Source organism: Aquimarina sp. 433, from assembly GCF_054054605.1.
Genome location: NZ_JBSWZK010000001.1, coordinates 415,975 through 428,152, shown reverse-complemented (window position 1 = coordinate 428,152; position 12,178 = coordinate 415,975). Strand labels below are relative to the sequence as shown.

Sequence of the window (12,178 nt, the reverse complement as noted above, 5' to 3'; positions counted from 1 at the left end):
CATTATTCTATTATGATTTGGTTCTAAACAGTTAATTTTTACTTAAATATAACTGAGTTTGTTAAAAGGTAAGATAGTTTTGTTTTTTGTAATTTATTTTGTGTATATGCGTTGGATAATACCCCTTATTTTTTTTGGTTTAATAGAATTATACGCTTATCAGGTGATTCGCACACTTTCTAAAAGCCAATGGATTCAAATTGTATACCTGTTGTTGTCATTATTGGTTATTGGGTATGTTATTTATGTCTTTGCAAATTATGATAGAAGCGTTGGGCCTAATAAATATTCTCTTAGAGCAAGTGGATTATTGTTGGTAACGTTAGTACCAAAGCTGATTTTGGTATTGTTTATGTTTGGAGAGGATATTATTAGATTGTGTATAGCGGGTTATACCTATCTCACCAATACATTTTTCGATGGTAATGCTACCCAATACTTGCCAAGTAGAAGAAAATTTGTGAGTCAAATTGCGCTTGGAGTGGCTGCTATTCCTTTTGCTGGTTTAGTGCATGGAATTTTTAGAGGTAAATATAACTTTAAAGTTATAAGTCATGTACTTCATTTTGAAGATTTGCCAACAGCCTTTGATGGCTTTCGTTTAACCCAAATTTCTGATATACATTCTGGAAGTTTTGATGAGGTTGAGAAAATAGAATATGCTGTAGATTTAATAAATGAACAACAAACCGATTTATTGGTTTTTACTGGGGATATTGTAAATACAATGGCGAGTGAAATGGATGATTGGATTGATACTTTCAAGAAGTTGAAAACTCCTGAGTATGGTAAGTATTCGGTTTTAGGAAATCATGATTATGGAGAATACGTTACTTGGGATTCTGAAGAAGATAAAAAGGCAAATTTTGAGGCTATTAAACGAATACATTCTAAGATCGATTTTAATCTATTGTTAAATGATAATGCTTTTGTGGAAAAGGATGGAGAGCGTATCGCTATTGTCGGTGTAGAAAACTGGGGTCATAATTTTAAGAAAGCTGGTGATCTAACTAAAGCATCAGATGGAGTGGCAAAAGAGGACTTCAAAATATTATTAAGTCATGATCCTTCTCATTGGGAATATGAGGTTAAAAAACATGAGGATCATTATCATCTTACGTTAAGTGGACATACTCATGGATTTCAATTTGGTATCGAAATTCCTGGTTTTTTAAGATGGAGTCCAGTACAATATGTGTATAAGCAATGGGCTGGTATGTATAATGAAATGGGACGATATCTTAATGTAAATAGAGGTTTTGGTTTTCATGCTTTTCCTGGTAGAGTAGGAATTTGGCCAGAAATTACGGTGATAGAATTGAGAAAAGGAGCAAAATCCTCTTAATTCATAGAAAATGTTATATTTACAATTAGATATCTACTTTATGCGTTAATAGTAAAAAGTGAGATCATAAAATTTATAAAGCATGTCAAAGTTTGGTGATTTAATAGGTATTGAGGTTCCGGTTTTATTGGACTTTTATACAGAATGGAATGAACCATCGGTTTCCATGCACCCTGTTTTAAAAGACGTAGCTGCTGCTCTTGGTGATAAAGCTAAAGTAATCAAAATAGATGTTGACAAAAACGAAGAATTAGCAACAGCACTTAGAATAAAAGGTCTTCCTACGTTAATGATTTATAAAGCGGGTGAGATGGTTTGGAGGCAGAGTGGAGAGCAGGATGCGAATACACTCATTGGATTGATCAAGGAATATGTGTAAAAGAGTATCTTTCTCTCTTTTTATATTTTATCAAATACAAATCCTTGTTCGGTAAAATATTGCAATATTTTTGGTAAAGTTGCAATAAGGTTTTTCGAAGCTTTTACACTGTCATGAAAAATTATAATGCTTCCATTTCTAGTGTTTTTAATTACGGTTTTTGTACATTCTTCAGGAGTTATGCTATGCATCCAGTCTTTTGCTAAAACATCCCATAGTATAATTTCATAACCCAATCTTTTTAATTCTGATAGTTTTGACTTACTTAATTGTCCGTAGGGTGGTCTAAATAACTTATTTTTTAGAGAGATGTATTTAGAAATCTCACTCTCGCAACGTAATGTGTCATCAATATAATCAGAGAAACTGGTTTTTCTTGCTTTTACATGATGCATAGTATGATTTCCAATGCTGTGATCATCTTGAATTATTTTGTTAAAGATTTCAGGATGTTTTCTGATATTATCACCAATGCAAAAAAATGTAGCTTTTGCTTTAAATATATTTAATTGCTCTAGCACAAATTCCGTTATTTCAGGAATAGGACCGTCGTCAAAAGTAAGGTATATTTTTTTTTCATTTTTGGCATAAAAATCCCAAACGTAATTAGGAAATAGTAGTTTGATACTATTAGGTGTTTTGCTAGGTATAATATCCAAAATTTGTCTAAAAAAAAGAGCCTTTAAAAAAGGCTCTATATTGTTATGAATTAGGTGTTTCCTCTAGAGTATCTAATACTTTTTGACTATCCTGAAGTTCCTTCTGCATTTCTCTTTCTTCCGTTTCTAACAGATCTTGATTGTCATATTCCTCATCTTCCGAGTAAAGTTTGGTGAATAGGCGTAAATATCTGTTGAATTCCTCAGCTTTTTCTTCAATCATTTCTCTATCCTGATTAATCAGTAAAAGATCAACTACACTACGATATCGTTCTACATTACTTACGATTTCGCTTGCATATTGGTATTGGTTTTCTAATGTAAGACTTCCAAAATAAGTTAGTTGCTCTTGGTACTTTTTGGCAATTTTGTTCCATAGTTCACGAGCTTTTTCTTTTTCTCCTACTTCATAATAGCCACTTACATACGGCTCTAATAATGTATAGTACTCGTAAAACTCAATAGGCATTTTTTCCATTCCTAAATCAAGAATTTCTTTTGCCTTATCATTTTTTCCTTCGTTAATTAAAGCTTCAACCAAACGAGCTAAGTTACTTCTATAGGTAATTGCATTCTTTCTGGTTTCAGGATCATGATAAATATCTGGATTCTCACTGTTACCCCAATCCCAACTGGTTACGTTTTTATACATAACATCGGTATCTATTCTGCCTAAATCGTAAGGATTTCTCTTATCTACAGGAGTTCTGATAGGAACTAATTTATAGGTTACACCATCTAATTGTAAGTAATCTTTCATCCATAAATAATCATCGTCTCCAAAACTACCACCAGTAAAATAAATAGGTCTTTCCCAATTGTTATTAGCGATAATATCTAGCATCAATAGGCGATTCTTAAATAATAAATCTCCTTTAAGATGAATGTCTATATAAGGAACTATCAAATCAGCATCCTTTTGTGATACAATTCCGTTTCTAAGAACGGCTTCTTTATCCACTGGTATTCTAATGTGCTTTGTAGGGAAGGTGTTTACTTGTTTTCCATTTTGCAAATCTCCTTTGGTTCTTGGGTCGTCGGTTTCTATCCAGCGCATCCAGTTTTTAATAAGCATGGTGTCATTCGTAACTGGTTTGTAATAAATAGCATCATTATTACCGAAACGATAAAAATCGTGAGTCAACTGTGAAGGAATTGGTTTGCCATCATAGGCAGCTCTTTTCATCTGATCTATGTACCAATCTGTAGCAAATAAACTTGTGTTTACAGTTCTTACATCTGTTCGATATTCTTCTATGTCTTGTGCATACCATAGAGCAAAAGTATCGTTATCACCTATAGTAAAGAGAATGGCATCTTTTTGGCAAGATTGTAAGTACATTTTGGCCATTGCTTGTGCAGTATATCTATTAGATCGATCATGGTCATCCCAATTCTGCGCAGCAAGTAATACAGGTACGGCTAGTAAACATACAGTTGTCACAATTGGAGCTAGTAATTTTGGTTTTAGCGCATTTTTCAGAATATCGAACAAAGCGTAAACTCCAAAACCTATCCAAATGGCAAAGACATAAAAAGAACCTACTAAGGCATAGTCTCGTTCTCTTGGCTCAAAAGGTCTTTCGTTAAGATATACCTTTAGGGCTAAACCAGTAAAAAGGAAAAATACAAGTAAGATCCAGAAATTTTTCTTGTCCTTTTGCGCTTGAAAGATAAAGCCTATTAATCCTAACAATAATGGTAAGAAGTAGTAGGTGTTTCTGGCTTTGTTTTTAAGGGCATCGGTCGGTAAATTGTCTTGCGAACCTAAATGTAATTCGTCAATAAAATTGATGCCACTTAACCAATTACCTTCAAGATTGCCATATTTACCTTGATTATCATCTTGTCTTCCAACAAAATTCCACATAAAATATCTCCAATACATATATCCAACCTGGTATTCTAGCATATACATAATGTTAGAAGCAAAAGAAGGTTTTTCAACATTTAGATAGTCTCCAAAAGAACGTAAAAATTTGTTGTAATCATCATTATCAAGTTTACCAACTGCATATTCTCTTCTGAATTGAGTAACGGCTTCGAGTAATTCTGATTCATCCTGGTACTCAGGTTTTATAGTAAAACTAATTGGTCCTGTAAAATCCATGTAGTTTGCGATGTGTTCGGTACTCCACATTCTTGGTAAAAACGCCTTATGATCATCATCAATATTTTGTCTGGCATTCTTCCAGTCATTAACGATGTCATATTTACCCGTTTTTAAATTCTTTTCATATTTAGGTTTATCATCCTCATAAGGGTTATCCTCGTCTAGTCCAGCATAGATCTCTGTAAACTGAGGTCCATAGAATAAATGAGTTTCTGGATATTGTTCAAGATTATAATACGCTAATAACTCTCTCGCATTATTTGGGTTGTTTTCGTTGATAACAGTTCCTGCATTTGCTCTAATAGGTAACATAATCCAACAAGAGAAACCTATGAAAATGAACAAAACACATAGAACAGATGTGTTAACCAAAGGGAATTTCTTTTTGTTTGTATATTTTAGGATAAAGTAAAATGCAGTAGCAATAATGAGACCTAAAAATATAGTTCCCGAATTGAAAGGCATTCCAAAACTGTTCACAAAAGTTACCTCGAACCATCCAAATAATTTTAACGTTGATGGTAGAAGTAGTTTAAAAATGAAAAGTAATATGGCTACAACAAAAACATTTGCAATCACAAAGTTCTTTATGGTAACCTTGTAGTTTTTGAAATAATAAAGCAATCCAATCGCCGGTATGGAAAGTAATCCCATAAAGTGCACACCGAATGATAATCCAGTGATAAATGCAATGAGAATTAACCATCGGTTTCCTCTAGGTTTGTGCATGTCTCTTTCCCATAGTAATCCTAGATAAAACATAACGGATAAGATGCATGTGGCCATAGCATAAACTTCTGCTTCCACTGCATTAAACCAAAAGCTATCGGTAAAGGTAAATGCTAAAGATCCAACTAGTCCACTTCCTAATGTAGCAAATGCTTTTGCATCAGTGAAATTCTCATCGGTAATAATTAGTTTTTTTACTAAAATAGTTATGGACCAAAACATAAATAGAATCGCAAATGCACTTGCAAATGCAGAGGTCATGTTTACTACAAATGCTATTTGTGTAGGGTCTGATGCGAATATAGAAGCAAAAGCTCCAATCATCTGAAATAAAGGAGCTCCTGGTGGGTGTCCAACTTGTAATTTAGATGAAGTGGCAATATATTCACCTGCATCCCAAAAACTAGCTGTTGGTTCTACGGTTAAATAATAAACAAGTAGGGATATGGCAAAAACTACCCATCCTAAAATTTTATTCCACTTTTGAAAGTTGAATGCATTCATAAGATAACTGTTATATAACGTGTGGCGAATTTAGTAATAAAAATACTTCTCTATTAGTTTTTTTAGCAAACGCTTAACAGAAGTTTATATTTTGATGATACTCAAGGTAAATTCAATTTATTTTCCGTTAAAAATTGTGGTAAGTGCAATTTTTTTAAAAAAATGTTTGTAGAGCCGAAAGAATGTTTTAAATTTGCACCCGCAATGACGCATTGGTCTATGGTGTAACTGGCAACACGTCTGGTTTTGGTCCAGAAGAGTCTAGGTTCGAGCCCTAGTAGACCAACTTAAAAAGGAACTGATTTTTATCGGTTCCTTTTTTGTTTTATAGAACATAATAAATGTAGTTTGGTGAATATTTTGTTTTAAGATCTAATGATAAGAAGATAAAGAGAGCTTATAGAATAATAAAATCCGAATTCTGACAGGTATTCTTCAGAATTCGGATTTTTTTTAGATTTAGAACTCAGATAAATGAAGGTTTAAAAAGTTTCTTCGCAAGTGTATATCTGAGGGCAATAAACATATTTTCTGCAGTATGCAGGACCTGTTACAGATCCGCTACAAGAACATCCGCAAAGAGATGGATCTTCTGAAGCGGCTCCTTTAATCGCTTTTTGTCCTTTCTTAGAAAGAACTAGTACACCTTCGATTGATAAAATTGAATTTTGCATAATAAATATTGTTTTTGTTAGATCCAAAACTATTATTTTCAGGAAGGTTTTATTTCACGGTTTTCAGGGATGAGAGCGTTAAATTTATGTGAATTTCAAATTTTAAAAGTTAATACAGGTCTTTTGGCATGATTCACAACATCTTCTCCGAGACTTCCATTGATAAAATGAGATAGTCCTTTTCTTCCATGGGTGCTAATTCCAATTAATCCGGCATTAACTGATTTTACAAAATTTAAGATTCCTTTTTCCACGTTGATATCGTTATAAATATTTAGACTGTAGTTGTCTATAGGAAGATCAGAGATCATCAGGTTCATTTTTTCTTCCGTTTCACTAGTGGTTTTAAAACTGTTTGCGGTATTAATCCAAACTAAATGAAGTTTAGCTTCTAATTGTTTAGCAAATTGATCCGCAGCAACCAAAGAAGGTTTGTCTTCATCGTCAAAATTTGTAGCGTATACAAAGTCTTTAACTTCAAAAATGTTACAATCTTCTTTGATAACTAACACTGGTTTTTCGGATGTTCTAACTACTTTTTCAGCATTGGATCCAATGAATAACTCTTCGAAGCCTGAAGAGCCGTGAGACCCCATTACGATCATGTCAACATCATTCTTGTTGCAAGAATCCATGATGCCGTTTAATACATCTTCGAAGCTTACGGTTTCAATAACATCTAAGCCTTCTAAATAACTGCTTTCTAGGACTTCTTCGAATTTTTTATGAGTTTGCTTCATGAAAAAGACAGCTTCTGGTGCAGGAGCTGAGCTTCCAGAAGACATTAGGTCTACAAGATGCACTGGCATTTCGAGAATATGTAATAGGTATATTTTTGCATTGTTTTTTTTTGCTAATTGCGCTGCTACCTTCAGTGCACTTTCTGCTTGTGAAGAAAAATCAGTGGGTACGAGAATGTTTTTTATCATTGTTAGTTAGGTGTTAATGTAAGTAGATATTGTTAAATGTGTTATGTTTTAGCTCTTTCCGTAATGAAAACATTTAACTGTGGTTTATGCTTTTGTAATTATATCATTTGGATAACGATTTCGGTAAAAGCTTAACAGTCAATTAAATTTACGAATAAATTCATTGTTGTGTGGGTTTTGAATCTAAGATATTATTATTATCTTTGCACCGTTGAAATTAAAAAACCAGGATGAGGGGACGAAAAGTCCCCTCTTTTTATCTACTTATGTCATTAAAAGATAAAGTTCAAAACTTATTAGAAGAAGCGCTTAGTGAAAGACCTTCTCTTTTTTTAATAAATCAAAAAATACATCCAGATAATAGTATCGAAATTATTATAGATGGTGATGATGGAGTGAAGGTGGAAGATTGTATCGCAATAAGCAGAGCTATAGAACATAATTTGGATAGAGAAGAAGAGGATTTTTCATTGCAAGTAATGTCTGCTGGGGTTTCTGAAGGTTTGGTAAATCAACGCCAATACAAAAAGAATATTGGAAGAAAACTGAAAGTAAAAACGGAAGATACTACTGTAGAAGGAGAGTTAACTTCGGTAACAGAAGATCATATAACACTGGTTTGGAAAACTAGAGAGCCAAAACCAGTGGGAAAAGGAAAAATAACGGTAACCAAAGAGGTTTCTTTTGCGTATTCAGAGATAAAGGAAGCTAAAGTTATGATAACATTTTAATTATAAATTGATATGGAAAATATCGCATTAATAGAATCATTTTCAGAATTTAAGGATGATAAGTTAATCGATCGTGTTACGCTAATGGCGATCTTGGAAGATGTGTTTAGAAATGCACTAAAAAAGAAATTTGGTAGTGATGATAATTTCGATATCATTATAAATCCCGATAAAGGGGATTTAGAGATTTGGAGGAATCGTGTGGTAGTTGCAGATGGAGAGGTAGAAGATGGAAATCAGGAGATTTCACTTTCGGAAGCACAAAAGATTGAGCCAGATTTTGAAATCGGTGAAGATGTATCTCAGGAAGTTAAGTTAATTGACTTAGGAAGAAGGTCTATTTTGGCATTACGTCAAAATCTGATTTCGAAGATTCATGAACACGATAATACTAATATCTACAAGCAGTTTAAAGAATTAGAAGGAGAGATATATACAGCAGAAGTTCATCATATCCGACACAGAGCTATTATTTTGTTAGATGATGAAGGAAATGAAATAATTTTACCTAAAGACAGACAAATACCTTCTGACTTTTTTAGAAAAGGAGAGAATGTAAGGGGAGTAATTGAATCTGTAGAATTAAAAGGTAACAAGCCTGCAATTATAATGTCTAGAACTTCTCCTTTATTTCTTGAGAAGTTGTTTGAGTCAGAAATACCAGAGGTGTTTGATGGTCTTATAACGGTGAAGAAAGTTGTTAGGATTCCTGGTGAAAAAGCAAAAGTAGCAGTGGATTCTTATGATGATAGAATTGATCCGGTTGGAGCTTGTGTAGGTATGAAAGGTTCTCGTATCCATGGAATTGTTAGAGAATTGGGTAATGAAAACATTGATGTAATAAACTACACAAATAATTTACAGCTCTTTATTACAAGAGCATTAAGTCCAGCAAGAGTAACTTCCATTAAATTGGATGAAGAAGGTTCTAGAGCTGAGGTTATGTTAAAGCCAGAAGAGGTTTCTAAAGCAATTGGACGTGGTGGTCATAATATTAGGCTTGCTGGTCAATTAACTGGTTTTGAGATAGATGTGTTTAGAGAAGGTGTAGAGGAAGATGTGGAGCTATCTGAATTCTCGGATGAAATTGATTCTTGGATTATAGAAGAGTTTGCTAAAATAGGATTAGATACAGCTAAGAGTATTTTAGAACAAGATATTAAAGATTTAGTAAAGCGAACAGACCTCGAAGAAGAGACTGTTGGTGAAGTTATTAGAATATTAAAATCAGAATTTGAAGATTAATAACTTCAATTAATTTATATTTGAGCATAAAATAAAGGGCATTTATGGCTGAAGCAAAAACAATGAGATTAAATAAGGTATTACGCGAATTCAATATCTCGCTTGATCGGGCTGTTGACTTTTTGAGTTCAAAAGGTCATGAGATAGACTCGCGTCCTACCACTAAGATTTCTTCGGAGATCTATCAGCTTTTGTTTGATGAGTTTCAAACAGACAAAAGTAAAAAGGTAGCTTCAAAAGAGGTTGGTGAGGAAAAAAGGAAAGAGAAGGAGGCACTTCGAGTACAGATCGAAACAGAGCAAGAAGAGCGACGTAAGCGTGCTGAGGCTCGCGAAGTTGTGAAAGCTAAAGCCCAATTAAGTGGACCTAAGCAAGTAGGTAAGATTGAATTGGATAAGAAGGAGAAAACTGCTGAACAGCCCGAAGAAAAAGCAGTAGTTGAGCCTCCAAAAGAAGAGAAGGTAGTAGAAAAACCTAAACAGCCTGAGGTTGTGTCAAATCGACCTGAGAAAAAAGGTATAAAGATTGCCAAGGTGGCTTCTATAGATTTAGAGCAAAAGAAAGCATCTAAACCTGTAAAGCAACAAAATCAGAAGAAAGAAACACCTGCGGCAAAGGATGCTGAGGTTCCAGCAGAACCAGTTAAGGTAGAAACACAGTATAAGAAATTAGATGGTCCTAATTTTACAGGGCAGAAGATTGATTTAACTAAGTTTCAAAAACCAGTAAAAAAGAAAGAAGATAAATCTGATAAATCTTCAGACGGAGATGCGAAAAAGCGTCGTAGAAGAATTAGTAAAGATGGCGGTGCGAAATCTGGAGGTCCTGGAAATAGACAAGGAGGAAACCGAGGACCAGGTAATAGACAAGGTAATCGCGGTCCAGGTAATAGAAATAATAAAGGAAAGCGTCCTGCTATAGTAAAAGAAGAGCCAAGCGAAGAAGAAGTACAAAAGCAGGTAAGAGAGACTCTTGAAAAACTTCAAGGGAAATCTAAAAAATCTAAAGCGGCAAAATATCGTAGAGATAAGAGGGATCAACACCGTCAGAAAGCGGAGGATGATGTGGCGCAACAAGAACAGGAAAGTAAAGTTCTTAAAGTTACTGAATTTGTAACGGTTTCTGAGGTTGCTACAATGATGGATGTTCCTACGACGCAAGTAATATCTGCATGTATGTCGCTGGGTATTATGGTGACTATGAATCAGCGTCTGGATGCGGAAACTCTTTCTATAGTAGCAGATGAATTTGGATATGAAGTAGATTTTGTTACTTCTGACGTAGAAGACGCAATCGAAGAAATCATAGACGCTCCAGAGGATCTTGTTTTAAGAGCTCCTATAGTAACAGTTATGGGTCATGTAGATCATGGTAAAACATCATTACTGGATTATATTCGTGAAGAAAATGTAATCGCAGGTGAAAGTGGAGGGATTACACAGCACATTGGTGCTTATGGAGTTCAGTTAGAAAATGGGCAGAAAATTGCTTTCTTAGATACTCCTGGTCACGAAGCCTTTACAGCGATGCGTGCTCGTGGTGCTCAGGTTACGGATTTGGCAATTATAGTAATTGCTGCTGACGATGATGTGATGCCACAAACAAAAGAGGCGATCAGTCATGCTCAGGCTGCTGGTGTACCAATTGTATTTGCAATCAATAAAGTGGATAGACCAGAGGCGAATCCTGACAAGATTAAAGAGCGATTAGCTTCCATGAATTTATTAGTAGAAGACTGGGGTGGAAAAATACAATCCCATGATATTTCTGCTAAAACTGGTCAAGGAGTTAAAGAACTTTTAGAGAAAGTTTTATTAGAAGCGGAAATATTAGAACTGAAAGCTAATCCAGATAGATTGGCATCAGGAACTGTTGTTGAAGCATTCTTGGATAAAGGTAGAGGGTATGTTTCTACAATTCTTGTTCAAACTGGAACACTACGTGTGGGAGATTATGTGTTAGCAGGAAAGAACAGTGGTAAGGTAAAAGCGATGCAGGATGAACGAGGTAAGAATGTGAAAGAAGCCGGACCTTCTACACCTGTTTCTATATTAGGATTAGATGGTGCACCTCAGGCGGGTGATAAATTTAGTGTTCTTGAAGACGAAAGAGAAGCTAAAGATATTGCAGCTAAAAGAGCTCAGTTGCACAGAGAACAGTCTGTTCGTACACAGCGACATATTACATTAGACGAAATTGGACGTCGTATTGCTTTAGGTGATTTCAAAGAATTAAATATTATCCTTAAAGGGGATGTGGATGGTTCTGTAGAAGCACTGACAGACTCTTTCCAGAAATTGTCTACTGAAGAAATTCATGTAAATATTATTCATAAAGCGGTTGGTGCAATTACAGAAAGTGATGTGTTATTAGCTTCTGCATCTGATGCAATTATTATTGGATTTAATGTGCGACCAGCAGGAAATGCTCGTCAAGTTGCAGATAAGGAAGAAATTGATATCAGAACATATTCTATTATATATGATGCTATCAATGATCTTAAGGATGCGATGGAGGGAATGCTTTCTCCAGTAATGAAAGAAGAGATTACGGGTACTGCAGAAATAAGAGAAACATTTAAGATTTCTAAAGTTGGTACTATTGCAGGTTGTATGGTGCAGACTGGAAAAATTATTCGAAATGCTGGAATACGATTAATACGTGAAGGAGTAGTTGTATATACTGGTGAATTAGCTTCATTGAAACGATTTAAAGATGATGTTAAAGAGGTTTCTAAAGGTTATGATTGTGGATTGCAAATCAAGAATTATAATGATATTAAAATTGGAGATATCATCGAATCATTCCAAGAAGTTGCAGTAAAGAAAAAGTTATAGAACGTAATAATTATAAAAGTAAAAAGCCCGATC

General features: G+C 34.4%; 9 protein-coding genes and 1 tRNA gene. 6 read left to right on the top strand and 4 right to left on the bottom strand.

Features of this window, described 5'->3' with window-relative positions; translation table 11 throughout:
- Positions 1-106: 106 nt before the first annotated feature.
- The gene (locus ACWNT5_RS01905) at positions 107-1,345 is read left to right on the top strand and encodes a metallophosphoesterase (RefSeq protein ID WP_456516438.1); all 1,239 of its coding nucleotides are present in this window, start codon (positions 107-109) and stop codon (positions 1,343-1,345) included.
- A gap of 82 nt (positions 1,346-1,427) precedes the next feature.
- Positions 1,428-1,724 (top strand): thioredoxin family protein, encoded by a 297-nt coding sequence (locus ACWNT5_RS01900; RefSeq protein ID WP_299603584.1) that lies wholly within the window; start codon positions 1,428-1,430, stop codon positions 1,722-1,724.
- Positions 1,725-1,744: 20 nt separating this feature from the next.
- Here ACWNT5_RS01900 and ACWNT5_RS01895 read toward each other — a convergent pair whose 3' ends face one another.
- Both ACWNT5_RS01895 and ACWNT5_RS01890 read right to left on the bottom strand, forming a co-directional pair.
- Positions 1,745-2,383 (bottom strand): polysaccharide deacetylase family protein, encoded by a 639-nt coding sequence (locus ACWNT5_RS01895; protein WP_456516437.1) that lies wholly within the window; start codon positions 2,381-2,383, stop codon positions 1,745-1,747.
- 43 nt (positions 2,384-2,426) lie between these two features.
- Positions 2,427-5,729, bottom strand: coding sequence for a glycosyltransferase family 117 protein (locus ACWNT5_RS01890; protein ID WP_299603580.1), 3,303 nt, complete (start codon positions 5,727-5,729; stop codon positions 2,427-2,429).
- A gap of 213 nt (positions 5,730-5,942) precedes the next feature.
- Here ACWNT5_RS01890 and ACWNT5_RS01885 point away from each other — a divergent pair.
- Positions 5,943-6,015, top strand: a tRNA-Gln gene (locus tag ACWNT5_RS01885).
- A gap of 196 nt (positions 6,016-6,211) precedes the next feature.
- Here ACWNT5_RS01885 and ACWNT5_RS01880 read toward each other — a convergent pair.
- Positions 6,212-6,403 (bottom strand): hypothetical protein, encoded by a 192-nt coding sequence (locus ACWNT5_RS01880; RefSeq protein ID WP_456516436.1) that lies wholly within the window; start codon positions 6,401-6,403, stop codon positions 6,212-6,214.
- Positions 6,404-6,498: 95 nt separating this feature from the next.
- Positions 6,499-7,332 (bottom strand): universal stress protein, encoded by an 834-nt coding sequence (locus tag ACWNT5_RS01875; protein ID WP_456516435.1) that lies wholly within the window; start codon positions 7,330-7,332, stop codon positions 6,499-6,501.
- A 230-nt stretch (positions 7,333-7,562) separates the two neighbouring features.
- Between ACWNT5_RS01875 and rimP the strand changes: the two genes are divergently transcribed.
- From rimP to infB, 3 genes are read left to right on the top strand one after another with little or no spacing between them, the layout of a single operon-like run.
- Positions 7,563-8,063, top strand: a complete 501-nt coding sequence (gene rimP / locus ACWNT5_RS01870; RefSeq protein ID WP_456516434.1) for a ribosome assembly cofactor RimP — start codon at positions 7,563-7,565, stop codon at positions 8,061-8,063.
- A 12-nt stretch (positions 8,064-8,075) separates the two neighbouring features.
- Complete coding sequence (gene nusA, locus ACWNT5_RS01865) at positions 8,076-9,308, top strand: transcription termination factor NusA (RefSeq protein WP_219007061.1); 1,233 nt, start codon at positions 8,076-8,078, stop codon at positions 9,306-9,308.
- Between the two features lie 44 nt (positions 9,309-9,352).
- Positions 9,353-12,145, top strand: coding sequence for a translation initiation factor IF-2 (gene infB / locus ACWNT5_RS01860; RefSeq protein WP_456516433.1), 2,793 nt, complete (start codon positions 9,353-9,355; stop codon positions 12,143-12,145).
- The last annotated feature ends 33 nt before the right edge of the window (positions 12,146-12,178 follow it).

Bases quoted from the DNA above. Each gene is read 5' to 3' on its own strand.
- nusA (WP_219007061.1), top strand. From the start codon at position 8,076: ATGGAAAATATCGCATTAATAGAATCATTTTCAGAATTTAAGGATGAT.
- ACWNT5_RS01905 (WP_456516438.1), top strand. From the start codon at position 107: ATGCGTTGGATAATACCCCTTATTTTTTTTGGTTTAATAGAATTATAC.
- infB (WP_456516433.1), top strand. From the start codon at position 9,353: ATGGCTGAAGCAAAAACAATGAGATTAAATAAGGTATTACGCGAATTC.
- ACWNT5_RS01900 (WP_299603584.1), top strand. From the start codon at position 1,428: ATGTCAAAGTTTGGTGATTTAATAGGTATTGAGGTTCCGGTTTTATTG.
- ACWNT5_RS01880 (WP_456516436.1), bottom strand. From the start codon at position 6,403: ATGCAAAATTCAATTTTATCAATCGAAGGTGTACTAGTTCTTTCTAAG.
- rimP (WP_456516434.1), top strand. From the start codon at position 7,563: ATGAGGGGACGAAAAGTCCCCTCTTTTTATCTACTTATGTCATTAAAA.
- ACWNT5_RS01875 (WP_456516435.1), bottom strand. From the start codon at position 7,332: ATGATAAAAAACATTCTCGTACCCACTGATTTTTCTTCACAAGCAGAA.
- ACWNT5_RS01890 (WP_299603580.1), bottom strand. From the start codon at position 5,729: ATGAATGCATTCAACTTTCAAAAGTGGAATAAAATTTTAGGATGGGTA.